This is a genomic window from Amycolatopsis sp. NPDC104819, assembly GCF_055583145.1.
In genome coordinates, this window is sequence record NZ_JBVJON010000019.1 from 14,178 (window position 1) to 36,546 (window position 22,369).

Here is a 22,369-nt window from a genome sequence, read left to right on the forward strand (position 1 = left end):
ATGGAGTGATCTTGCCGGGGTGGTACGAGAGGATGGCCCGATGACGACGCCTGACACCAAGAGAGACGAAGACGCCGTCCGCCGGTACGTGGAGAGCCTCGCGCTCGTGCTCTCGCAGATCGGGATGCAGCGCATGTCCGCGCGGGTGTTCGCCGCGCTGATGACCACCGACGAAGGCCGCCTGACCGCGGCCGACCTGGCCTCGCAGCTGTCGGTCAGCCCGGCGGCGATCTCCGGCGCGGTGCGCTTCCTGGAGCAGATCGGCCTGGTCGCCAAGGAACGCGAGCCCGGCGAACGCCGTGACCACTACCGCCTCTTCGACGACCTCTGGTACGCCACGTTCCTCAAGCGCGACCGCATGATCATCATGTGGCGCGACGCGGCCGAGAACGGCATCGAGGCGCTGGGCGAGGACTCGCCGTCGGGCAAGCGGCTCGCCGAGATGCGCGACTTCCTGTCGTTCATGCTGGAGGAGCTCAACGGCATGTACGAGCGCTGGCACAAGCTCCGCGAGGAGAAGAACGGCTAGCTTCGAGCCATGGTGATCCTCGCCCAGGCCCTCTACGTCAAGCGCACCACACCCCGCCTCCCCGGCGCCGCCGGCCCGGCCGAAGGACTCGTGCCCGGGGCCGGCGAGCCGTTCCGGCTGGCCGTGCTCGGTGAGTCCACAGTGGACGGCGTCGGCGCGAAGGACCACGAGGAAGCGCTCACCGGCTGTCTGGCCCGCGAACTCGCGCGCGACGGCCGGGCCGTGCGCTGGCAGGCGGTCGGCCGTACCGGCGCGAACGCCCGGGTCGTCCGCGCCGAGCTGGTCCCGCTCCTGCGCCCGGCCGACCTGGTCGTGATCGCCCTCGGCGTCAACGACACCCTCGAGCTGCGTTCGGCTCCCGCCTACCGCCGTGACCTGCTGAAACTGGTGATCGACCTCCGGCGGCGGCTCGGCCCGGTCGACGTCCTCCTGGCCGGTGTGCCGCCGATGTCCCGCTTCCCGGCACTGCCCCGGCCCCTGCGTGACGTCCTTTCCGCGCGCTCGACGGCCCTCGACGCGGCCGCCGCTACCCTCGCGCGCGTCCCCGGCGTCACGCACCTGCCGATGGATCCCGGCCTGCTCGACCCCACGGCCTTCGCGGCCGACCGCTTCCACCCCGGCCCGGCCGGTTACGCGCGCTGGGCGCAAACGCTTGCCGACGCACTCCCAGTGATCGCTTAGCGGCACAGCGTCGATCTTCGGAAAAAGTTCGCGGCTCGTGTATCTGGCCGCCCCCTCACTGCGTCCTGTGGAGCAGCCAAGCACGGAGAGGGACCGCGGCAGGGGGTGCCGGGTCCGGAGGAACGCGGTGGCCGGGAGCCGAGGGGGCTCCCGGACACCGTCGGCCGGGTGCCTTTCGGGGGAGGGGTCATCCGGCGGGAACCCGTTGGGGAGCGGGTTCCGTGAGGGAGGGGAGTATCGGCCGGCGCGGGTCCACCCGCTCGCGTCGGCCGGTACCTCCCGTCAGTGACCGGTAGCGACCGACGAAGTAAGTGACTTGATGCATCCGAGATCCACCTGCACGCTCCTTCCCCCCGAAGGACCCGCGATACTGCCGAAGCCGACTCGAAGACGTTTCCGAAGAGGGGCAGATACGGTGACCGACGTGCAAACCACAGAGGTAGACCCGCCTTGGGAGGGCTTGTCCGGCGCCGAGCTGCACGCCGCGTGCATGCAGGCCGCCCGTGACGGCGACCGCCGGGCCATGGACCGCCTCGTCGCCGAGCTGACGCCGCTCGTGTGGCACGTCGCCCGGGCCAACGGACTCGACCGCGCCGTCGCCGAAGACGTCGTCCAGACCGTGTGGCTGGCGCTGTTCAGCCAGCTCGGCAAGCTCCGCGACCCCAAAGCCCTCGCCGCCTGGCTGATCACCACCACCCGGCGCGAGGCCACCCACCCCTTCGGCCGCCGCATGCAGGCCGTGCCGCTGAGCGACGAAGTCGCCGAAGCCATGCCGAGCACCCAACCGGCACCCGAAGACGAAGCCGTCCGCGCCGACCGCGACCGCCGGGTCTGGCGCGCCTTCGTCCGGCTGCCCGACCGCTGTCAGGAGCTGCTCCGGCTGACCGTCCTCGCGGGCCGCGCGGAGTACCAGCTCGTCGCCGAGGCGCTGCGCATGCCGCGCGGCAGCGTCGGGCCGACCAGGGGGCGCTGCCTCGACCAGATGCGAGATCTCCTCGCCAGCGAAGGGGGAAGCCGATGAACGACGTCGGGGCGCCGGAAGGCCAAGCCTTCCGAGACGACGAGATCCTGCTGGCCGACATCGGCCGCCTGCTCGACGAGCTCGATCCCCCGCCGGACGATCTGGTGCAGCGGGTCCAGTTCGCGCTCGCCCTCGAGGACCTCGACGTCGAGGTCGCGCGGTGGGAGCGGCTGGACAACCTCGCCGGCGTCCGCGGCGGCGGCACCGGGACGATCACTTTCACCGTCAGCGACCTGACCGTGATGATCAACCTGACGAAAAATGGCAAGCTGCACCGCATCGACGGCTGGCTGGTGCCGGCCGGGCAGTTCGGCGTCGAGGTGCGCGTGGCCGAGCACGGCACGTCGTCCACGACCGCCGACGAAGGCGGCCGGTTCGTGCTGGACAACGTGCCGCGCGGGACGACGCAGATCCTCGTGCACCTCGGCGACGTGACGTGCCGGCGGACCGTCGTCACACCGACGGTGGTGCTTTGACCGACGGAACCCGCCCGCCCGCTTGACCGGTCCGGCAGACTCGATCGCGAAGACCGTGATCGAGGGGGAACGCCAGCGTGGACGCGTCCGAACCGTCTGAAGCCGGTCAAGGGCGGCGACGGGGTCGTCGGCTGGTGCTGCCGGCCATCGCGGTGGTGGTCGTCGCGATCGCCGTGACCGTCTACTTCGCCTTGTTCGCGAATCCGCGGTCGACCGCGGAAGGGACGGCCGGTGAAGTCGCGGACCTGCTGACCGCGGGCGACGATCCCGGCCTGAGGGCGCTGTTCTGCCCCCGCGAGCCCTCCCTGCCACCCGTGCCGGTTCCGCTCATCACGGCGCCCAGTCCCGTTTCGGTGAGCGCCATCGAGGCCAAGGACGACGTGGCGGGTGTGCTGCTGACCCGTGAGCAAAGTCAGCTCGGGCCGTACGGCGTCCTGCTCGTCCGGGGCGAGGACGACGACTGGTGCGTCTTCGGCTTCAAGGGCTGCATCGCCAAGGTCACCGCGGCCATGATCCTCAAGGAGCAGTACCTCAGGTTCTGCTCCTAGCGCTTCAACCCAGGAAGTCGGCCAGGGGGACGGGGGTCAGCCCGTCCTTCTTCGCCTGCTCGACGAACGCCGTGTAGTCCTCTTTGAACGTCTTCCGGAAGTGCATCAGCACGACGTCACCGGCCTTGAGCTTGTCCCCGGCCTGGAACTGGACGTGCCCGTCGTTGACCGCGGCCGTCCACAGCACCGCCGCGCGCATTCCGCACGCCGCCGCCGCGCGCAGCGTGTTCTGGTCGTAGTTGCCGAAGGGCGGCCGGAACAGCGACGGCCGGACACCGAGCGACGCCTGGAAGTCGTCCGCGTCCTCGCAGATCTCCTTGCGCTGGAACTCGTACGGCTTGCCCTTGAGGTTCGGGTGGTCGACCGTGTGGTCGCCGAGCGTCGCGCCGGTGGCGTCGAGGATCTGCTTGAAGTAGGCCTCGTGGCCCTTCACGTACTTCTGGTTCAGGAACAGCACCGGATGGGTCCCGTTCTGCTGCATCAGCTTCAGCGCGTCCGGGTCCTTCACCGCGCCGTCGTCCATGGTCAGGAACACGTACGGCTTGTCGGTGGGGATCCGCTTGACCACCGGGACCTGGCCGTTCGTGATCGCCGGGGCCTTCTGCTGGACCGTGCCGAACGGGTACGGCCCGGACGTCTTGACGCCGGGGCCGGCCCCGGGCGCCGGGTTCGGCTGGCTGGCGCCGAACTCCCGGTGGTCCGGCTCGGCCGCCGAACAGGCCGTCAGTGCCAGTGCTGCCGCCATTACCACCGCTGCCACGCGCTTCATCCCACATCCCCCTTTCGTGTAGTGCAGAACTACACGATCGGGTGACGTTCCAGAGGGGGACCACGTTGCGTCCGGTGATCTTGTGTGGCCGGAGCCACCCAGGTCAGCGCCCGGTTTCGGCCGCCTTGACCAGCTTGGCCGAGAACAGGCGGATCGTGGCGCGCAGGCCGGCGGCCAGCACCGGGCCGCTGCCGCGGACCGGTTCGGTGAACGACCCGGTCCACCGCAGGTGCGTGCCGCCGTCGGCGGTCGGGGTGAAGAGCACCTCGGCGTGGTAGTCCTTGATCGGGTTGGCCCCGAAGAACGTGTAGACGTGCTTGCGGCCGGGCTCGTACTCGAGCGTCTCCTCGCGGATCAGCACCGGCCAGAGACCGACCTCACGAACGGCGCCGACGCCGCTGGGGTCGTCGGCGCCCGGGCGCTTCCACCGGGCCTGCACGATGAGTGGTTTTCCCCACTCCGCCCAGCGCGGGCCGTCGGTCTCCCGCTCGAACAGCGCCTCCGGCGGCGCGCTGCTCGTGCGGTTGACCTCGAAGGAGAACTTGCGGCCCACCGGAACCTCCCGCGTTGTTGACAGACTGATAATTAAGCGTTCCCGGCAGCGTAGGTCAAGATGGGAACGTGAGCACGCCGCGCCCCGACCTCGCCGCGCCCCACTGGCTGGTCCAGCTCCTGCGCAGCAAGCCCGTCCCGGTGCCGTGGAACATGGTCGCCCGGGCGGTCATCGCGCTGGCCGTCCCGCTCGCGGTCGCGTACGCGGCCGGCGACATCGCCGTCGGCGCGCTCATCTCGACCGGCGCGTTGCCGGCCGTGCTGTCGGAGTCGGCCGGGCCCTACCGCTACCGCGCCCGGCGGCTCGGCGGCGCGACGCTGGCGGCGACCGCCGGCTACCTCGTCGGGCTGCTCACCGGCGGCACGCCCGCGCTGTCGGTGCCCGCGGTGATCGTGGTCGCCGGCGTGTCCGCGCTGATCAGCGCCGGTGGCAGCAACGCGTCCGTCGCCGGCCTGCAGATGTTCGTGTTCTGCGTGCTCGGCACCGGCCAGCACGCGACCGGCGTCCGCGTCGAGGTCCTGCTCGGCTTCTTCTGCCTGGGCGCCGCGTGGAGCTTCGTGGTCGCGCTCGCCAGCTGGACGTTCCGGGCGACCAGCCCCGAGCGCACCGCCGTCGCGCACGTCTACGTCGAGCTGGCCGCGATGCTCTCGGCGACCGACGAAGCCGTCTCGCGGGTGGCCCGCCACCGGCTGACCACGGCGATGAACACGGCTTACGACCAGCTGCTCACCGCACGCTCGTGGCTGTCCGGCCGCGACGCCGCCTACCGGCAGCTGCTCAACCTGCTCTCCGCGACCACCCCGGCGGTCGAGGCGTCGGTGGCGATGGTCAACGCCGGCCGCCGCACGACGCCGGAGGTCATCGACCACTTCGTCGCGCTGTCGGCCGCGGTCCTGGCCAGCCAGCCGCTACCCGAACCCCCGCCGGAGCCCGGCGACGACGCCGACCCGCTGCGCGCCGCGCTGCACGCGGGCCTGGTCCGGATCGGCAAGGGCGACGACCGCAAGCGCCGCGAGCCGACCCCCTGGTACCGGCGCCTGCGCGAGTGGGCGGGCTCGCTGGCGTCCGGCCCGCTGACCTGGATCGCGGCGCTGCGGCTGACGCTGTGCGTCGCGATCGCCGAGGTGGTCGGCCTGCTCGTGCCGCTGGAGCGGTCGTACTGGATCACGCTGACCGTCGGCATCGTGCTCAAGCCCGACTTCGGCTCGGTCTTCGGGCGAGCGGTGCTGCGCGGGATCGGCACGGTGGTCGGTGTCGGGGTCGGCGCCGTGGTGCTCGGGGTCGGCGGGCACGGCTGGGTGCTGGTCGCGCTGATCGCGATCTTCGCCGGCGGTGTCGCGGTCGGGAAGGTGCGCAACTACGGCATCCTCAGCGCGTTCGTGACGCCGTTGATCATCCTGCAGATGGACCTGGCCAACACCGGCAGCTGGAACGTCGTGGTGGCGCGGCTGCTGGACACCGTGCTGGGCTGCGTGATCGTGCTCGTCTTCGGGTACCTGCTGTGGCCGGGCAGCCGGCGTCCCCAGGTCGGCGGGCGGCTGGCCGACGGGCTGGACGCGGTCGCGAAGTACGTCTCGTGCGCGCTGGTCGAAGCCTCCTCGGGAGACGCGCGGCTCGCACGGTCGCGGGCCCGCCGCGGCGCCTACCGCGCGCTGGCCGACCTGCGGACGGCGTTCCAGCAGGTGGTCGTCGAGCCGTCCGCGAACGGCCGCCAGGCGGTCGCGTGGTGGCCGGTGATCGCCGCGCAGGAACGGGTCGCGGACGCCGTCACCGAGGTCGGCGTGACGATCGGGCGCGGGGTGCGGCCGCCGGAGCCCGGCGACGTCGAGCTGCTCACCGCGGCGATCGACGAGCTGGCCGCGTCGATCCGCGAGCAGCGGGAGCCGCGGTCGATGCCGCTGCCGGACGCGCCGCGGCTGGCCGGGGTGGTCGACCAGCTGGAGTCGGCGTTCGACGCCGTCCGCGGTCCCGACCTGGTGGAACGCACTCCGCTGCGGCTCGTGCGGCGGTTCCTGCCTTACCACAGGCGCACGTGAGGCGAGTGCTGTTCAATTGGGGGCATGGGAATCGACTTCGACGCGTTGAAGGGCAAGGCCGAAGAGGCCCTGCGTGAGCACAACGACAAGATCGAGCAGGGGCTCGACAAGGCGGCGGACTTCGCGAAGTCGAAGTTCTCCGGCCACGACTCGCAGATCGACGGCGGTGTCGAGAAGGCGAAGGACTTCCTCAACAAGTTCGACAGCAAGCCGGACGAGCCGACCCCGCCGCCCGCCCAGTAGCTATTGCACCTCGCCGGTCGCGATCCCGTCCGCGAGGCCGGTGACCCGGCCGCCGCGTTCGCCGAGCGCGATCAGGCCGTCGCGCGCGTCGGGGGCCGCCAGGCTGATCCGGACCCCGGCGCGCTCGACGTCGAGGCTGGCCACGAGTGCTTGCGCGCCTTCGTGTCCGGCGTTGATCGTGGCCGCCAGGCCGCCGGTCGACGCCAGTGAGCCGCGCGCCGCGCCGAGCCGGCCGAGCGCCTCGTCGACGATCGGCAGCAGCGCGTCCCGGTTGCCTTCGGTCATCGCGCGCACGAGCTGCGGGCTCGACCCCGCGACGCGCGTGCCGTCGCGGTAGGACCCGGCGGCCAGCGACATCGCGAGCGGCCCGCCCTCGGCGCCGATCGTGGCGAGGATCGCCGCGAACAGGTGCGGCAGGTGGGAGATCCGGGCGACGGCTTCGTCGTGCGACTCCGCGGGCAGCGGGACGACGTGCGCCCCGACGTCCAGCACGAACTGCGCGACCTCGGCCCAGGCGTCGAGGTCGGTGTCCTCCTCGACCCCGACCACCCACGCCGCGCCCTGGAACAGCCCGGCGTCCCCGGCGAGCCAGCCGGAGTTCGACGTCCCGGCCATCGGGTGCCCGCCGACGTAGCGCGTGTACGGCACCCGGCGGCGGACGGCGTCCAGGACCGGCGCTTTCACGCTGGTCACGTCGGTGAGCAGGCAGTGCGACGCGTGCTGGCCGACCAGCCGCAGCAGGTCCTCGACCGCCGGGAGCGGCACGGCCAGCACGACCATGGCGTCCTCGGCCGCGGCCCGGTGCAGGGCCGCTTCGACGTCGGTCGTGACGTCGAAACCCGCTCTGCTCGCCGCGTCGGCGTCCACTTCGGAAACCGCGGCGCCCCACGCCGTGCGGCCGCTCGCGGCGGCCGCGCGCAGCAGCGAACCGCCGATCAGCCCGAGCCCGATCACGCATACGTCTCGCACGGGGCCCATCCTGCCAGTGCCGGGCCGCTTCCGGGCTATAGCGCCGCCGCGAGCCGCGTCCCCTGGTCGATGGCGCGTTTTGCGTCCAGTTCGGCCGCGACGTCGGCGCCGCCGATCAGGTGCGCGGCGAGCCCGGCGGCGCGCAGCTCGTCGTCGAGGTCCCGCACGGGTTCCTGACCGGCGCAGACGACCACCGTGTCGACTTCGAGCAGCCGCGGCCGGCCGTCGACGGTGATGTGCAGGCCCGCGTCGTCGATGCGGTCGTAGGTGACCCCGGGAATGCGTTCGACGCCCTTCGCCTTGAGCGCGGCGCGGTGCACCCAGCCGGAGGTCTTGCCGAGCCCGGCGCCGATCCCGGACTTCTTGCGCTGCAGCAGGTAGACCTGCCGCGGCGAGGGCTCGGGCTTCGGCTCGGTGAGCCCGCCCGCCGCCTGTTCCGGGTCGGTGACACCCCATTCGGCCATCCACGCGTCCCGGTCGAGCGCGGGGGAGTCCGCGTGGGTCAGGAACTCGGAGACGTCGACGCCGATGCCGCCGGCGCCGATCACGGCGACCCGCTCGCCGACCGGCTTCCCGTGCCGGACGACGTCGACGTAGGACAGCACCTTCGGGTGGTCGATGCCGGGCAGCGACGGCACCCGCGGCGCTACACCGGTGGCCAGCACGACCTCGTCGAAGCCGGTCAGGTCCTTCGCCGTCACGCGCGTCCCGAGGTGCAGCTTCACGCCGGTCACTTCGAGGCGCCGCTGGTAGTAGCGGATCGTCTCGGCGAACTCCTCCTTGCCGGGGATCCGCCGAGCGATGCCGAACTGGCCGCCGATCTCGTCGTCGGCTTCGAAGAGTTCGACGCGGTGGCCGCGTTCGGCGAGCGCGGTCGCGGCCGACAACCCGGCGGGCCCGGCGCCGACGACGGCGACGTGCTTCGAACGCCGGGTCGGCGCGAGCGTCAGCGTGGTCTCGTGGCCGGCGCGCGGGTTGACCATGCAGGACACGAGCTTGCGCTTGAACGCGTGGTCCAGGCAGGCCTGGTTGCAGGCGATGCAGGTGTTGATCTCGTCCTCGCGGCCGGTCTCGGCCTTGCGGATCCACTCGGGATCGGCGAGGAACGGCCGCGCCATCGACACGAGATCGGCGTCGCCGCCCGCCAAGGCCTCCTCGGCGACCTGCGGCATGTTGATCCGGTTCGAGGTGACGACCGGGATGGTCACGTGCGGCTTGAGCTTCCCGGTCACCCAGGTGAACGCCGCGCGCGGCACCGACGTGACGATCGTCGGCACCCGGGCCTCGTGCCAGCCGATGCCGGTGTTGATGATCGTCGCCCCGGCGGCTTCGACGTCCTTCGCGAGCGCGACGACGTCTTCCCAGCGCTGGCCGCCTGCCACCAGGTCGAGCATGGAGAGCCGGTAGATGATGATGAAGTCGTCGCCGACCTTTTCCCGGGTGCGCTTGACGATTTCGACGGCGAACCGGCGGCGCTTCTCCGGTGTGCCGCCCCAGGCGTCGGTGCGCTTGTTGGTGCGCTCGGCCAGGAACTGGTTGATCAGGTACCCCTCGGAGCCCATGATCTCGACGCCGTCGTAGCCCGCTTCGCGCGCGAGAGCGGCGCAGTCGGCGAAGGCGTTGATCTGCTTGCGGACGCCGTGGCCGGTCAGCGCGCGCGGCCGGAACGGGTTGATCGGCGCCTTGATGCTCGACGCGGACACGCTCAGCGGGTGGTAGGCGTACCGCCCGGCGTGCAGGACCTGCAGCGCGATCTTGCCGCCGGCCTCGTGCACCGGCGCGGTGAGCTGCCGGTGCTGCCGGGCCTCGGCGGACGTCGTCAGCTTCGAGGCGAGCGGCAGCAGCCAGCCGGTCTTGTTCGGCGCGAACCCGCCGGTGACGATCAGCCCGACGCCACCGCGGGCGCGCTCGGCGTAGTACTCGGCGAGCTCGGGGAAGTGCGCTGCCTTGTCCTCCAGGCCGGTGTGCATCGACCCCATGAGCACGCGGTTGCGCAGCGTCGTGAAGCCGAGGTCCAGCGGCGACAGCAGGTTCGGGTACTGGCTCATCAGGCGTCCTTCGGGTGGTGGAGGGCGGCGAGGACTTCGTCGAACCACTCGACCTGGCCCTCTTCGGCGCGGATGCCACCGCGCAGGACCAGGTACTGGTGCAGGTGCTGGCCGGTGAGGCCGGCGGGCGCGGGGAAGTCGCGCTTCTCGATCTGGCGGTAGACGTCGAGGCGTTCGGCGTGGCTCGCGCGGTGCCGGACGATCTCGTCGGCGACCGCGCCGGGGTCGCCGAAGGTGGCGCCGCGGATCTTCAGGGCGAGCTCGACCGGCCCGGCCGACGGGTCCGGCTCGGCCAGCCAGCGGACGAGCTCGGCACGCCCGCCGTCGCCGACCGTGTAGACCTTCTTGTCCGGTCGCCCCGACTGCGCGACGACGTCGACGGCGACCCAGCCGGCCTCTTCCATCCGCTTCAGCACGCGGTAGATCTGCTGGTGGGTGGCGCTCCAGAACAGCCCGATCGACTTCTCGAACCGGCGCGTGAGCTCGTAGCCCGAGCCGGCGCGCTCGGACAGCGAGACGAGGATCGCGTGCTCCAGTGCCATGCGCATCAGGATGCATATGCAACTAGGTGCAGTGCAACGAGGCGCGCATCACTTCACCCGGCCGGGTGGGATAAATCGGGTCGACTTCATCCGGGAAAAGACCAGGATGGACAGGGTGCACCCGGTACTCGAACTGATCTCCGAACGGATGGCGACGGGCAGCGTCCCGGGCGAACGCACCGACGGCCGTCGTCTCGCGCTGGCCATCGAAGGCGGCAGCAGCCGCGGCACGTACTCGAGCGGCATGGTCCTGGCGCTGGACGAGCTCGGCGTCACCCCCGCGTTCGACGCCGTCTACGGCTCCTCGGCCGGCGCGCTGAACGGCGCCTGGCTGCTCTGCGGCCGGTCGTCCACCGGCGTGCGGACCTGGTGGAACCCGGTGGTCATGCGCCGGATCATCAACCCGCTGCACACCCTGCGCGGCCGCGCGGTGATCGACCTCGAATACCTCGTCCACCAGGTCTATTCGGTGCTGGAGCCGATGGACTTCCCGGCGATCCTGGCCAACCCGGTGACGTTCCACCCGCTCGCCACCGACGCCGACACGGGGGAGTCGACCGACCTGCACCCCTTTCTCGACGACGTCGACGCGATCAAGGTCGCGCTCGCGGCGTCGTCCTGCATGCCGGTGCTGGCCGGCCCGCCGATCCCGATGGCCGGCCGCCGGTTCGTCGACGCCGGTGTCGCCGAGCCGATCCCGTACCGCACGGCGCTGGCCCAGGACGCGACCGACGTCCTCGTCCTGCGCACCCGCCGAGCCGACGAGCTGCCGGTCCCGCCACCGAGGGCGTACGACGTCGTGGTCCCGCGGTTCCTGCGCCGCCAGGCCCCCGGCGCGATCCCCGCGTGGCGCGACACCTACCGGCGTGACGTCGAGGACGAAGACGTGCTGGCCACCGATCCGCGCATCCTCAGCATCCGCCCGCCCGCCGGGTCACCCGACGTCGTGGTGCTGGAACGGGATCCCGCCGTGCTGCACCGGGCCGTCGATCTGGGCAAGGCGGCCGTCCTCGACCTCCTGGAAGGCCTACGCGAAGCTTCCTAGCCGGGTGGCGCGGGACTGCACGACCAGCCGCTGCACCCCGAGGGAAACCGCCAGGTAGAGCAGGATCGACGCGCCGGACAGGCCCTTGGCGCTGCTGTCGAAGAGGACGTCGAGTCCGATGTGGACACCGATCGCGACCACCCACAGCACGATCGTGAGCCAGGTGCCCTGGCGCCACAGCTGCCCGTCCTCCCGCCAGAGCTTGACGCTGTGCGCGCGGACGACGCCGAAGCCCGCCGCGAGCACCAGGCTGGCCACGAGCAGTACGATCACCAGGGCCGACGTCGAGGCGGACTTGAGGTAGTTGCTCAGCTGGATGATTCCGAGCACCAGCAGGACCAGCAGCACGGTGGGCTTGCGGTCTTCGCGCACCAGGCGCTTCTGCGTCTGGCGCCACAGCAGCCAGGCCAGCACCACGAGTCCGATGAGGATGTTGACCGAGCTGTTCACGAGCGTTCCCTTTCCGTGTCGATCTCTCGATCACCACGGTGCCCGCGTGCCGGCGTGAAGACGTCAACCCGGGGGTTGAAGCCAGGTGGATCAGGGCTTGCGCGCGATGCCGCCGATAACCCGCGACTCGGACGGCGAAGCGGCGAAGACGGTGTGCTCGTCCGGGTGCCACGCGGGCGCGTAGACCAGCCCCGGCTCGAGCATCGGCCAGTCGCCGAAGAAGCGTTCGAACTCGGCCATCGGGCGCAGGAACCCGGGGTTCGTCGTGGTCTCGTAGTACTCGAGCAGGTCGATCAGCGCCTGCCGCTCGTCGTCGTTGACCACCAGCGCGACCGGCTCACGGACGTTGATGATGTCCGAGGTCGCGACGCAGTCTTAGAGGTCTTCCAGCCGCCGGAAGTCCGCGGCGATCGCGTGGTGGCGTTCCGGGGCGGCGGCGAGCAGCAGCGTCGGGTGCGAGGGGCGATGGGCCCGTTGTCGATGTAGCGCACGCGTGACCTCGTGGACGTTGCCCGCGGTCGGCAGGCCGGAGCCGATGTCGACGAACTGCCGGATGCCGGCGCGCACGCACTCGCGGACCGCGCGGCCGAGGAACTGGCGGCTGGTCAGGCAGTACTCGCCCATCAGCGGCAGCCGCGCGCGGACCTTCTCGGCGAAGTCGCGGTCGATCGCGTAGTGCGTGTTCCCGCCGATGAAGTAGTCGTAGATCCGCGCGGCCGACGGGCGGTCGAGGCTGCTTTCGACCGCCTTGAGCGCGTCGTCGTGGTTGATCATGACCGGGCCTCCCGATAGGCGTTCACCGACTCTGTCAGCCGGTCGAGCTCGGCGCGCATCCGGGCCACGCCGGCGTCGTCGAGGCCCATCGCCGTGCCGATCACGCCGGGGATGCCTTCGGCCTTCTCGCGCAGCGCCTTGCCGGTTTCGCTGAGGCTGACCCGGACCGCGCGCTCGTCGTCGGCCTGCCGGTTGCGTTCGACCAGGCCGGCGGCGTGCAGGCGCTTGAGCAGCGGCGACAGCGTGCCCGAGTCGAGGTTCAGCTCCGCGCCGAGCTCCTTCACGAGCCGGTGGTCCCGCTCCCAGAGCGCCAGCATCACCAGGTACTGGGGATAGGTCAGGTCGAGGTCCTCCAGGACGACCCGGTACAGCGCCGTCACCGCGCGCGACGCCGAGTACAGCCCGAAGCAGAGCTGGTCGTCCAGCCGCAGTGACGCCATGGCGTCCTCCTCTCTCGTAACTCTCCATGATCCCGGCCGCGGACCGGCGCGGCAACCTAAGTGCCCTTAATCTCATTGGACGTGATTGAGTTGTGTACAACTCAGTTGGGAGCTACCTTCATGACATCAGCTCGTACCGCCCCCGAGGAGGACGTCATGACCGCCAACCCGCAGAACCTCGCCCTCGAACCGGCCGCGCAGGCGTTCGCCGAGGCCACCGACCAGCCGCCGTACCTGTTCCAGCTGCCGCCGGAGGAAGGGCGCAAGGCCGTCGACGGCGTCCAGGACGGCGAGGTCGCCATGGCCCCCGCGTCGATCGAGGTCCTGAAGGTGCCCGGGGGCCCGACCGGCGAGGTCGAGACCCGCATTGTCCGCCCCGAGGGCGTCGAGGGCCCGCTGCCGGTGATCCTCTACATCCACGGCGCCGGCTGGGTGTTCGGCGACTTCCACACCCACCAGCGCCTGGTGCGCGAGCTCGCCGCCGGCGTCGGCGCGGCCGTCGTGTTCCCCGAGTACGACCGCTCGCCGGAAGCGCGCTACCCGGTCGCCATCGAGCAGAGCTACGCGGTCGCGAAGTGGGTTGCTTCGCACGGCGCGTCGCATGGTCTGGACACCTCGCGCATCGCGATCGCCGGCGACTCCGTCGGCGGGAACATGACCGCGGCGCTGACGCTGCTGGCCAAGCAGCGCGGCGACGTCACCTTCCGGCAGCAGGTGCTCTTCTACCCGGTCACCGACGCGAACTTCGACACCGATTCGTACACGAAGTTCGCCGAGGGGTACTTCCTCGGCCGTGAGGGCATGAAGTGGTTCTGGGACCAGTACACGACGGACCCCGCCCAGCGCGCCGAGATCACGGCGTCCCCGCTGCGCGCGTCCCTCGAAGAGCTGGCCGGGCTGCCGCCGGCGCTGGTGATCACCGGCGAGGCCGACGTACTGCGTGACGAAGGCGAGGCGTACGCCGCGAAGCTGCGTCAGGCCGGAGTGCCCGTCACCGCCGTCCGGTACCAGGGGATCATCCACGACTTCGTGATGGTGAACGCCCTGCGTGAGACCCACGCCGCGGAGGCCGCCATCACCCAGGCGATCACCGTGTTGTCCCGCGCTTTGGCTCGATAACTGAGAAATCGCTGAGTCCGCACGGCGTTGCGGCCCTATGGCGCAAGTCACAGGGCCGCAACGTGCATGCCCGCTCAAACGTGATATATACGCGACTCCCGATCGACCCGGGCGCGCATTCTTGCCCGCCCGGAAGGACCGAACCCATGCACCTGAGCAGCATCCGGCTCGACTCGCCGGTCACCATGATCGTGGTGCTCGTGCTGACGCTGCTCGCGATCATCGCCGTCCCGTGGTTCTGGGACCGGTGGAAGCGCAAGCGGCTGTGGCGCAGCGCCACGATCCTGCTCGGCGTGGTGCTCGTCGTGCTCAGCACCGGCCTGGCGGGCAACATGATCGGCGGCTTCTTCCCGACGGTCGGCTCGCTGATCGGCACCGGCGTCTACGCCGGCCAGGGCACCGACGCGGAGGCGGCGCAGAACGGCGAGGACCTCGAGAAGCTGCGCGACACCGGGGTGGCGCACGCCCGCGAGGGCAAGGGCACGGTCGTCCACATGAAGGTGACCGGCCGGCGCACCAAGCTCACCCGCGACGTCACGGTCTACCTGCCGCCCCAGTACTTCGACGCGGCGTACAAGGAGCTGCGCTTCCCGGCGGTCGAGTGGATCCCGAACTACCCGTCCGGCCCCGAGGTCTTCGCCGTCTACGGCATGCCGCAGCAGCTCGACACGGCGATCGCGAAGAAAGCGCTCCCGCCGACGGTGGTGATCGTCCCCGACCCGACGGGCGTCCCGAAGGTCGGCCACGACACGGAGTGCGTCGACGAGGTCAACGGCACGGCGAACGACACGTACCTGACGGCCGACCTGCGCGACTGGGCCCTGCAGAAGCTCGGCGTCTCCCCGAACCGCCGGGCGTGGACGATCGCGGGCTGGTCGTCCGGCGGCTACTGCGCGATGAACCTGGTGACCCGCCACCCGCAGTGGTACGGCCAGGCGGTCAGCGTCAGCGGGTACGACAAAGCCCAGATCGACGCCGAGACCGAGGACCTGTTCAAGGGCCGCCAGGACATCAACGACGCCAACAACGTCCGCGTGAACGTCCGCCTGCACCCGTCCCCGGTCGAGATCCTGGCGGTTTCGGGCGACAAGGAGAGCTACGAGAGCTTCGCGATCGACCAGATCCGCGCCGCGGCGCGCCCGCCGCTGCAGTTTTCGTCGTGGCGGGTGCACGACGCGGGGCACAACATGAACACCTTCAAGTCCCAGATCCCGGACATCTTGACGTGGATCGGCGCCCACACGATCGCGCCGGCTCCTTCCGGCCGGCAGGTCGAGACCACCGGTGGGGTGCAGCCGTGGCCGCTGCCCCGCTCGGGAGCCCAGGGGTCGCTGGCGGACACGGACCAGTAGCGCGGCCGGGGCTTCCTGACATCGTTGTCGGCGGCTCCGGCAACGCCCGCGCGGGCCCGCGGGCGAGCGCGTCGTTTCGCTGCCCGTGTTCGCGGGGTACCTGTGTGCGGTGACGGTCGTCACCACATGCTGGGAAGGACTGGAGTCATGACTCACGCGAAAGGCGCACGCATCCGGGTTCGCGGCCTGCAGCCGGCGCAGGTGCTGGCCGGACTGGCCGGGATCGCGTTCCTCGTCGTCGGCATCATCGGGTTCACCAGGACCGGCGTCGGCAACTTCGCCGGCCACCACGACGCCGGGATCTGGCGGTTCTCCGGCAATCCACTCATGAGCCTGGTCCGCGTCGTGACCGGCGTCGTCGGCCTGCTGCTGGCGTTCGGCTCCGGCCGCGCCCGCACGTTCGGCTGGCTGCTCTTCATCGGCTATGGCGCCCTGTTCGTGTGGGGCCTGATGATCGACGGCCTCATCTCGAGCAACCCGCTCGCCACCGCCGGCAACCCGATGGACATGGGCCCCGCCGACACCTGGCTGCATCTCGGCGTCGCCGCGCTCGGCCTGCTGATCGCCGTCCTCCCGGCCCGCCGCACGATCCTCGTCCCCGAAGACGAGACGGTCGACGAGCCCACGGTCGTCGAGCAGCGCACCGACCGCGTCACCGACACCGACCGTGTTGCCGAGCCCGAGGCGCCGCGCCGCCGCTCGTTCCTGCGTCGCAACAACGAGCGAGGCCCGGAAGTCGCTCGTGAAGAGCGTCCGCCGGGCCTCGCGCACTAGAGGAAGTTCTGGGTGGCTCAGTAGGTGGTGCCACCCGAGCCGGAGTTGCTGCTGCTCCCAGCGCCACTGTCAGCCGGAGCCTGGTTGGCGGTGGAGCTGGGGGTGGTGCCGACCTTGCACCCGTTGGGCTCGATGACGAACCAGGTGCCGTTGACGCCCATGCCGTTCGCGTCGCCCGGCTTCAGGTCCTTCGCGAAGGTGTAGACCGGCCAGCCGCCGATGGTGACCTGCTCGGTGCCGTCCGCGCGCTTGATGCTGCCGAGCAGCTTCGAGTCGATGCCCTGCAGCTCGACCTTGCCGTTGGAGAGCACGGCGGGCCAGGTCTTGGCGCAGTCACCGTTGCAGGCGGAGGTCTTGGCCTTCTTGGTGTCCTTGGTGAACAGGTAGAGCGTCATGCCGTTCTGGTCGACGATCGCGTCGCCGAGACCGTCGATCTTGCTGGCGCTCAGCTTGACGACGCCGGCTTCGGCAGCGGCCTGCCCGGCCTTCCCGCCCTTGGCGTTCGCGGCGTACCAGGCGCCACCGACACCCTGGCCGGTCGCCTCGCCCGCCTTGGTGTCCTTGGCGTAGCGGTAGAGCGCCCACCCGCCGACGGTGATCTGCTCGGTGCCGTCGGCCCGCGTCACCTTCCCGACGAGGCTCTTGTCGACCCCCTGCACCTGAACGTCCCCGGTGGCCAGCATCGGCGGCCAGGCCTTGGCGCAGTCACCGTCGCAATTGGACTTCGGCGGCTTGGCGGTGTCCTTGTCGAAGCGGTAGAGGGTCATGCCGTTCTGGTCGGTGAGCACCTGCCCGACGTCCGCGACATCCGCGACGACGAGTTTGCTTTCGTTCGACGCCGGAGCGGCGTTGCCGACCTGCCCGTTGGCGATCTGGCCGCCACCGGTGCCACCCGCCGCCGCAGGGGCGATGACCGGCTGAGCAGTTTCGGCACCCGAGCAAGCGGTGAGCACTGCCAGCCCGGCTGCCGCAGCGGCGACGGAGACGGCGATGCGCGTGCGAAGCATGGAAGTTCTCCTTGTGTCCGTTGGGGTTTCCCGCCGCTCGGTGCGGCTGCCTGATACCCACTACACGGACCCCCGCCGGAGGCGGTTCAAAGAAATTTCCCGCGGTTCCCGACGGGGCCGGCCCGGGCCGCTGAGCTGCGACGTCCCCGCCGGCCCTACGTCGAAGCGCCGCCCGGCCCGCGGTCATCACGGAGGGCACGGTCGACCAGCGCGCCCGCCGCGCCGGTGTAACCGGACGGGTCAAGCAGCCCGTCCAGCGCGGCGGGCGTGAGGACCGCCGTGACGGCGGGCAGCTCGTCGAGCACGTCCCGCAGCGGCCGGTCCTCCCGCACTGCTCGTTTGGACGCCTCACCCAGCAGATCTTTGGCCTCCGCCTTCCCCAGCAGCGGCGTGAGCACGGCGGAAAGCCGCTCGGAGACGATCAGCCCGTGCGTAGACGCGAGGTTCACCCGCATCCGGCCAGGCTCGACGCCGAGCCCGCGCGCCAGCTCGGCAGCGGTGTGCGCGGCACCCCCGGCCAGCCGGAGACACTCACGGATGAGCTGCCACTCGGCATGCCAGACCCCGGCTGAGCGCTCGTCCTCGGTCAGCATCGACTGCGTGACCCCGGCCGCCAGCACCGGAACCTGCAGCGCGGCCGACCGGATCAACGTCGCGAGCACGGGGTTCCGCTTGTGCGGCATCGCTGACGAGCCGCCCCGCCCATCCGCGGCAGGTTCGGTGACCTCACCCAGCTCGGTCCGCGTGAGCGTCTCGACGTCGACGGCCAGCTTCCCCAGCGCCCCGGCCGTGAAGGCGAGCGCGTTCGCGAGGTCGACGACCGGCGTCCGCAGCGAGTGCCACGGCAGCACGGGAGCGGCCAGCCCGGTCTCCTCGGCGAACGCGGCGGTCAGCCGTTCCGCATGGTTGCGGTCGTCGTCGGCGCTGGTCTGGCCGGCCTGCGCGTCGCCGGCCAGGCGCGCGTACTCGACGTACGCCGCCAGCGTCCCGGCCGCGCCGCCCAGGGAGACCGGTAGCCCACCGTCGAGCAGGCGCCGGATCCGGACGGCCGCGTCCAGCACCAGCTGCCGCCAGCCCGCCGCCTTGAGCCCGAACGTCGTCGGCACCGCGTGCGCGGTCAGCGTCCGGCCGGCCATCGTCGTGTTCCGATGGGCGCGCGCCAACCCGGCCAGGGCCTCGGCGGTGGCGTCGAGGTCCGCCACCAGCGGCCGCAGCGTCCGGTCGGCGACCAGCATCATCGCGGTGTCGAAGATGTCCTGGCTGGTCGAGCCGCGGTGCACGTACTCCGCCGCATCGGGCGCGATCTCCCCGACGGCCGACATCAGCGCCTTGACCAGCACGACGACCGGGTTCGCGGTCGCCCGCGACCCGCGTGCCAGCTCGACAACGTCGATCCGCGCGCTGCCCGCCGCCTCGGTGATGGCGGCCGCGGCCCCGGACGGCACCGTGCCGAGCCGCGCCTGCGCTCTGGCCAGCGCAGCTTCGGCGTCGAGCATGGCGCGCAGCCAGGCCTCGTCACCGGTCGACGCTTCGGCCGGCGTACCGGCCCGCACCGGGGACAAGAGTCCGCAATCGGGGTCGACGCTCATGGCGCCAGCATCGCACGCACCCACCTCGGCGACCGCCCACGCAACCGCGTCTGGCACGCTCCCCGGCCATGAGCAGCGTCACGTCCGACAAAGACACCGTCGACTCCGAAAGCCGGGGGATCGCCGCGGAGCGGCTCACCTTCTTTTCGGACGCCGTCGTGGCCATCGCGATCACCCTGCTCTCGCTCGAGCTGCCGCTGCCGGAAGGCGCCACCAGCGCCGAGCTGCTGCGGTCACTCGGGGATCATCAGTCCGAATACATCTCCTTCCTGATCAGTTTCGCCGTGATCGGCGGCCATTGGCGCGCGCACCACCGCCTCTTCCACTACGTCACCACGCTGGGCGGCGGGCTGGTGCACCTCAGCTTCGGCTGGCTGCTGATGCAGGTGCTCATGCCCTTCGCCACAAAGGTGATCGCCGAAGACGGCGCGTTCGAGTTCCGCTTCGTCTTCTACGCACTCGTGCAGGTCGTCGCGCTGACGCTGTTCCTCGTGATGGCCCGGCAGATCCAGCGGCACCACCTCTACCGCGCGGACACCCCGCCGAACCGCTTCGGCCAGATCTACCGCGGGGTCGGCACGATGACCGCCGCCTTCGTCATCTCGATCCCGGTCGCCTTCTTCACGCGCTGGGCGTACGCCTGCTGGATCGTCGTTCCCCTCCTGGGCAGCCTCCTCTTCCGGCTTCGCCGCCGCCGGGCGGCAGCAGCCTGAGTCCTATTCGCCGGTGGCGCCGTCGATCCGTTCGCGGACCAGGTCTGCTTGGCCGATGTGCCGTGCGTACTCGCCGATCATGCGCAGCATCAGCCAGCGCAGGGTGAACGGTTCGCCGGTGCTGATGCGCGTGCCGGTCTGGTCGAGCTCGCTCGCCGCGACGATCTCCCGGGATCGCTCACATTCGCTGTGCCACAAAGAAAAGGCTTCATCGACGTCGCCGTCCAGCGCCGTGAAGTCCTGTTCCGGGTCGTCGTCGGAGTAGTAGAGGTTCGGGAGGTCCTCACCGGCGAACTGGATGCGGAACCACCAGCGTTCGACGCCGGTGAGGTGCCGCAGCAGCCCGTGCAGGGTCAGTGTCGAGGGTGGTACCGAGCGTTCGGACAGCCTGCCCGGGTCGAGGCCGGCGCATTTCAGCTCGAAGGTGCGCCGGTAGTAGTCGAGGCTCTCGGTCAGGGCCTGACGCTCGCCCGCAACGGGTGTGGGGTCGATCCGGTCGCCGGTCAAGCGGGCCGGGGCGAGCACCGGCGGGGTGTGTTCGGTCATGAGCGGAGCGTGCCACAGGGGTCTGACAGTTTTGGATCACCTCAGGTCAGGATGGTTGTTCGCGGAGGAGAGCGACCCGGCGCCGGACCGCGTCGACCGTCTCCTCGATCGTCTGGCCGGAAGTGTCGATGACGTCCCGTTCGAGCTCGCCGAGGGCGGCGAAGGCGCCGTGCATCCCTTTGATGGGCTCGACCTCGGTGAGCTCCCGGCCTTCACGGGCGGTCCCGCGGGCGAGGGTGACCTCGAGACTGGGCCGCAGCACGACGTAGAAGAGGTCCAGACCGTCCCGCTTCGCGGCGTCGCGGAAGGGCTGCAGGGCCCACGGCCCAACGATGCCATCGAGCACGACGTCGTAACCCCCGCGGCCATAGCCGCACGCGGCCTCGGCGATCACTCCGAGCACAACCTCGTTCTGCCGCGCGGCCTCGGGCAGGTAAGGCGGCACGAACCCGGTCCGGATCCAGCGGTAGAAGCTGTCGGTGTGCAGGTGCACGGCCGCCCGCGGCGCATCTTCGGTGATCAGCCGCGCAACGGTGGACTTCCCGGCCCCGGGCGGCCCGGTGAGGATCAGCAGCGAACCAGACATGCACGCATCATGGGCGGCCACCCCGGCAAGATCCAGTCTTGACCTTCGCCGACGCCTCAGCCGGACCCGGTGTGCGGGTGGGTGACCCGGCCCTGGCTAAACTGAAGCCGCGGGCCGTTAGCTCAATTGGTAGAGCTGCGGACTTTTAATCCGTAGGTTCTGGGTTCGAGCCCCAGGCGGCCCACTCAAAGCCCGGCCGGTGCCGGGCGTCGTTAGGGTGGCGGGCATGGACGCGACCAGGTGGCTCATCGTTCTCCGCCACGCCAAGTCGGACTGGTCGGACGACCTCCCCGACCACGAACGCCCCCTCGCGCCGCGGGGCGTTCGGGATGCTCCCAAGCTCGGCCGGTGGCTCGTCGAAAACGGGCGTGTCCCCGGGTTTGCCGTCTGCTCCGCCGCTCGTCGCACGCGGGAGACCTGGCAGCTGGTCAGCGAAGCACTTCCCGCGCAGCCACCCGTCGAGTTCGACGAAGACCTCTACGGCGGCGACGTCGACGAGTTCCTGAACGCCGCCCGACGAACGCCGCCGGAAGTCACGACCCTTGCGCTTGTCGGGCATGAGCCCGGGGTCAGCGATCTGACCCTGCACCTGGCCGGCCACGGCGAGGACACCCGGCTGGTCCAGGCCAAGTTCCCGACCGGCGCCGCGGCCGTGCTCGCCACCACCGACAGTTGGGACGCGCTCTCCAGCGCGAAGCTCGTCGCTTTCTTCCGGCCTCGCGACCTGACGGACGGCTAATGGCAAAGGGGCCCGACCGGAACCGGCCGAGCCCCTTTCCCGGGAATCAGACCCCGGCCACCTGGGAAATCCAGCTGCGATAACGCGTGATGTTCGTGTACGCCGTGTTGTTCGAACGGTCGCTGGTCGACGCGACGCCGACCTGGCGGCCGGAGGCGAACATCGGGCCGCCCGAGTCGCCGCCGGCCGTGATGCCGTTGACGCGGTTCGCGCACACCGCCGTGCCGCCCGTGTAGTCGCTGCAGCCGATCGAGTTGACGCGGACCGTTGCGACCTTCAGGTACCGCGACTGGCAGTTGATCTCCGAGCCGCACTGGCTGGTCGCGCCCCAGCCGTAGACCGAGACGTTCTGGCCGACCGAGACGTCGCCGACGCTGCCGAGCGGAGAGTACGTCGCGTTCACCGAGGTCGTGAGCTTGACGATCGCCAAGTCGGCGGCGCCGTTGTAGCGGGTGATCGTCGATCCGGTGGCCATCGTGCCGCCGCTGGACTGGTCCAGGCTGCCGATCCGGAACGTGTAGGTGCCGGAGCTGCTCACGCAGTGCTTCGCGGTCAGGATGTACTGCGGCGCGATGATCGTCGCGGTGCAGTTCTGCTGGCCGTTCACGAAAAGCCGCGCCGCCCAGGGGCCGCTCGACGCGGTGCTGCCGCCGATGATCGACGGCTGGGCCTGCGGGACGCTCTCGGCCGCCGCGGGGCCGCCGAGGCCGACGACGGCCAGTGCGGTGCTCGCGGCCAGCAGGACGAACTTGCCGAATTTCACGCTGACTCCTTTTCGCGCGGGGAACCCGCACGGGGGAAAGCCGGTGGGGACCGAACT

25 protein-coding genes, 1 tRNA gene and 1 pseudogene are annotated in these 22,369 nt (G+C 70.8%); 14 read left to right on the forward strand and 13 right to left on the reverse strand.

What is annotated here, in order from left to right:
• Positions 1 to 40 precede the first annotated feature (40 nt).
• The 5 genes from ACZ63E_RS41265 (at position 41) to ACZ63E_RS41285 (ending at position 3,255) form a co-directional block, all read left to right on the forward strand.
• The gene (locus ACZ63E_RS41265; RefSeq protein ID WP_465341763.1) at positions 41 to 529 is read left to right on the forward strand and encodes a GbsR/MarR family transcriptional regulator; all 489 of its coding nucleotides are present in this window, start codon (positions 41 to 43) and stop codon (positions 527 to 529) included.
• Positions 530 to 538: 9 nt separating this feature from the next.
• On the forward strand, positions 539 to 1,210 hold the full coding sequence (locus ACZ63E_RS41270; RefSeq protein WP_465341764.1) for an SGNH/GDSL hydrolase family protein: 672 nt from the start codon (positions 539 to 541) through the stop codon (positions 1,208 to 1,210).
• A gap of 415 nt (positions 1,211 to 1,625) precedes the next feature.
• Positions 1,626 to 2,231: an RNA polymerase sigma factor gene (locus tag ACZ63E_RS41275; RefSeq protein WP_465313703.1), complete on the forward strand. Its 606-nt coding sequence runs from the start codon at positions 1,626 to 1,628 to the stop codon at positions 2,229 to 2,231.
• On the forward strand, positions 2,228 to 2,707 hold the full coding sequence (locus tag ACZ63E_RS41280; protein WP_465313704.1) for a carboxypeptidase regulatory-like domain-containing protein: 480 nt from the start codon (positions 2,228 to 2,230) through the stop codon (positions 2,705 to 2,707). Before ACZ63E_RS41275 ends, ACZ63E_RS41280 begins: the two co-directional genes overlap by 4 nt.
• Before the next feature lie 134 nt (positions 2,708 to 2,841).
• Complete coding sequence (locus tag ACZ63E_RS41285; RefSeq protein ID WP_465341765.1) at positions 2,842 to 3,255, forward strand: hypothetical protein; 414 nt, start codon at positions 2,842 to 2,844, stop codon at positions 3,253 to 3,255.
• Positions 3,256 to 3,259: 4 nt separating this feature from the next.
• On the opposite strand, the gene ACZ63E_RS41290 is transcribed toward ACZ63E_RS41285, so the two are convergent.
• Both ACZ63E_RS41290 and ACZ63E_RS41295 read right to left on the reverse strand, forming a co-directional pair.
• Positions 3,260 to 4,006: a polysaccharide deacetylase family protein gene (locus ACZ63E_RS41290; RefSeq protein ID WP_465341919.1), complete on the reverse strand. Its 747-nt coding sequence runs from the start codon at positions 4,004 to 4,006 to the stop codon at positions 3,260 to 3,262.
• Positions 4,007 to 4,127: 121 nt separating this feature from the next.
• The gene (locus tag ACZ63E_RS41295; protein WP_465341766.1) at positions 4,128 to 4,577 is read right to left on the reverse strand and encodes an SRPBCC family protein; all 450 of its coding nucleotides are present in this window, start codon (positions 4,575 to 4,577) and stop codon (positions 4,128 to 4,130) included.
• Between the two features lie 68 nt (positions 4,578 to 4,645).
• Here ACZ63E_RS41295 and ACZ63E_RS41300 point away from each other — a divergent pair, with 68 nt between their 5' ends.
• The gene (locus tag ACZ63E_RS41300; RefSeq protein WP_465341767.1) at positions 4,646 to 6,613 is read left to right on the forward strand and encodes an FUSC family protein; all 1,968 of its coding nucleotides are present in this window, start codon (positions 4,646 to 4,648) and stop codon (positions 6,611 to 6,613) included.
• Between the two features lie 24 nt (positions 6,614 to 6,637).
• Positions 6,638 to 6,856 (forward strand): antitoxin, encoded by a 219-nt coding sequence (locus tag ACZ63E_RS41305; protein WP_465313707.1) that lies wholly within the window; start codon positions 6,638 to 6,640, stop codon positions 6,854 to 6,856.
• Here the strand turns inward: ACZ63E_RS41305 and ACZ63E_RS41310 are convergent, their stop codons facing one another.
• From ACZ63E_RS41310 to ACZ63E_RS41320, 3 genes are read right to left on the reverse strand one after another with little or no spacing between them, the layout of a single operon-like run.
• Positions 6,857 to 7,810, reverse strand: a complete 954-nt coding sequence (locus ACZ63E_RS41310; RefSeq protein WP_465341920.1) for a prephenate dehydrogenase — start codon at positions 7,808 to 7,810, stop codon at positions 6,857 to 6,859.
• A 50-nt stretch (positions 7,811 to 7,860) separates the two neighbouring features.
• The gene (locus tag ACZ63E_RS41315) at positions 7,861 to 9,873 is read right to left on the reverse strand and encodes an FAD-dependent oxidoreductase (RefSeq protein ID WP_465341768.1); all 2,013 of its coding nucleotides are present in this window, start codon (positions 9,871 to 9,873) and stop codon (positions 7,861 to 7,863) included.
• The gene (locus ACZ63E_RS41320) at positions 9,873 to 10,415 is read right to left on the reverse strand and encodes a PadR family transcriptional regulator (RefSeq protein ID WP_465341769.1); all 543 of its coding nucleotides are present in this window, start codon (positions 10,413 to 10,415) and stop codon (positions 9,873 to 9,875) included. Before ACZ63E_RS41320 ends, ACZ63E_RS41315 begins: the two co-directional genes overlap by 1 nt.
• Before the next feature lie 106 nt (positions 10,416 to 10,521).
• Between ACZ63E_RS41320 and ACZ63E_RS41325 the strand changes: the two genes are divergently transcribed.
• A complete protein-coding gene (locus ACZ63E_RS41325) occupies positions 10,522 to 11,460 on the forward strand; it encodes a patatin-like phospholipase family protein (RefSeq protein WP_465341770.1) in 939 nt (312 codons plus the stop codon).
• On the opposite strand, the gene ACZ63E_RS41330 is transcribed toward ACZ63E_RS41325, so the two are convergent.
• The 3 genes and pseudogenes from ACZ63E_RS41330 to ACZ63E_RS41340 form a co-directional block, all read right to left on the reverse strand.
• Positions 11,443 to 11,910 (reverse strand): hypothetical protein, encoded by a 468-nt coding sequence (locus tag ACZ63E_RS41330; protein ID WP_465341771.1) that lies wholly within the window; start codon positions 11,908 to 11,910, stop codon positions 11,443 to 11,445. The genes ACZ63E_RS41325 and ACZ63E_RS41330 overlap by 18 nt on opposite strands.
• A 90-nt stretch (positions 11,911 to 12,000) precedes the next feature.
• Positions 12,001 to 12,684, reverse strand: a pseudogene (locus ACZ63E_RS41335) (SAM-dependent methyltransferase).
• Complete coding sequence (locus tag ACZ63E_RS41340) at positions 12,681 to 13,124, reverse strand: MarR family winged helix-turn-helix transcriptional regulator (protein WP_465341772.1); 444 nt, start codon at positions 13,122 to 13,124, stop codon at positions 12,681 to 12,683. Before ACZ63E_RS41340 ends, ACZ63E_RS41335 begins: the two are co-directional and overlap by 4 nt.
• Positions 13,125 to 13,280: 156 nt before the next feature.
• Here ACZ63E_RS41340 and ACZ63E_RS41345 point away from each other — a divergent pair, with 156 nt between their 5' ends.
• From ACZ63E_RS41345 to ACZ63E_RS41355, 3 genes are all read left to right on the forward strand, one after another.
• Positions 13,281 to 14,243 (forward strand): alpha/beta hydrolase, encoded by a 963-nt coding sequence (locus ACZ63E_RS41345; protein ID WP_465341773.1) that lies wholly within the window; start codon positions 13,281 to 13,283, stop codon positions 14,241 to 14,243.
• Positions 14,244 to 14,389: 146 nt separating this feature from the next.
• Positions 14,390 to 15,595, forward strand: coding sequence for an alpha/beta hydrolase (locus ACZ63E_RS41350; protein ID WP_465341774.1), 1,206 nt, complete (start codon positions 14,390 to 14,392; stop codon positions 15,593 to 15,595).
• A 147-nt stretch (positions 15,596 to 15,742) separates the two neighbouring features.
• Positions 15,743 to 16,369 carry a DUF4383 domain-containing protein gene (locus ACZ63E_RS41355; protein WP_465341775.1) on the forward strand — a complete coding sequence of 209 codons (627 nt, stop codon included), beginning with the start codon at positions 15,743 to 15,745 and terminating at the stop codon, positions 16,367 to 16,369.
• A gap of 17 nt (positions 16,370 to 16,386) precedes the next feature.
• Here the strand turns inward: ACZ63E_RS41355 and ACZ63E_RS41360 are convergent, their stop codons facing one another.
• Together ACZ63E_RS41360 and ACZ63E_RS41365 are read right to left on the reverse strand one after the other, a co-directional pair.
• Positions 16,387 to 17,376: an SCO0930 family lipoprotein gene (locus ACZ63E_RS41360; RefSeq protein WP_465313717.1), complete on the reverse strand. Its 990-nt coding sequence runs from the start codon at positions 17,374 to 17,376 to the stop codon at positions 16,387 to 16,389.
• 155 nt (positions 17,377 to 17,531) lie between these two features.
• Positions 17,532 to 18,965 carry a nitrosuccinate lyase gene (locus ACZ63E_RS41365; protein ID WP_465341776.1) on the reverse strand — a complete coding sequence of 478 codons (1,434 nt, stop codon included), beginning with the start codon at positions 18,963 to 18,965 and terminating at the stop codon, positions 17,532 to 17,534.
• Between the two features lie 68 nt (positions 18,966 to 19,033).
• Here ACZ63E_RS41365 and ACZ63E_RS41370 point away from each other — a divergent pair, with 68 nt between their 5' ends.
• Complete coding sequence (locus ACZ63E_RS41370) at positions 19,034 to 19,678, forward strand: TMEM175 family protein (RefSeq protein ID WP_465341777.1); 645 nt, start codon at positions 19,034 to 19,036, stop codon at positions 19,676 to 19,678.
• Positions 19,679 to 19,681: 3 nt separating this feature from the next.
• Here ACZ63E_RS41370 and ACZ63E_RS41375 read toward each other — a convergent pair whose 3' ends face one another.
• Positions 19,682 to 20,224 (reverse strand): DinB family protein, encoded by a 543-nt coding sequence (locus ACZ63E_RS41375; RefSeq protein WP_465341779.1) that lies wholly within the window; start codon positions 20,222 to 20,224, stop codon positions 19,682 to 19,684.
• 46 nt (positions 20,225 to 20,270) lie between these two features.
• Complete coding sequence (locus ACZ63E_RS41380) at positions 20,271 to 20,810, reverse strand: AAA family ATPase (protein ID WP_465341780.1); 540 nt, start codon at positions 20,808 to 20,810, stop codon at positions 20,271 to 20,273.
• Between the two features lie 111 nt (positions 20,811 to 20,921).
• On the opposite strand from ACZ63E_RS41380, the gene ACZ63E_RS41385 reads away from it, so the two are divergent.
• Positions 20,922 to 20,994 (forward strand) — tRNA-Lys (locus ACZ63E_RS41385).
• Positions 20,995 to 21,036: 42 nt separating this feature from the next.
• Positions 21,037 to 21,549, forward strand: coding sequence for a SixA phosphatase family protein (locus ACZ63E_RS41390; protein ID WP_465341781.1), 513 nt, complete (start codon positions 21,037 to 21,039; stop codon positions 21,547 to 21,549).
• Positions 21,550 to 21,595: 46 nt separating this feature from the next.
• On the opposite strand, the gene ACZ63E_RS41395 is transcribed toward ACZ63E_RS41390, so the two are convergent.
• A complete protein-coding gene (locus ACZ63E_RS41395) occupies positions 21,596 to 22,312 on the reverse strand; it encodes a S1 family peptidase (RefSeq protein ID WP_465341782.1) in 717 nt (238 codons plus the stop codon).
• Positions 22,313 to 22,369: the final 57 nt, after the last annotated feature.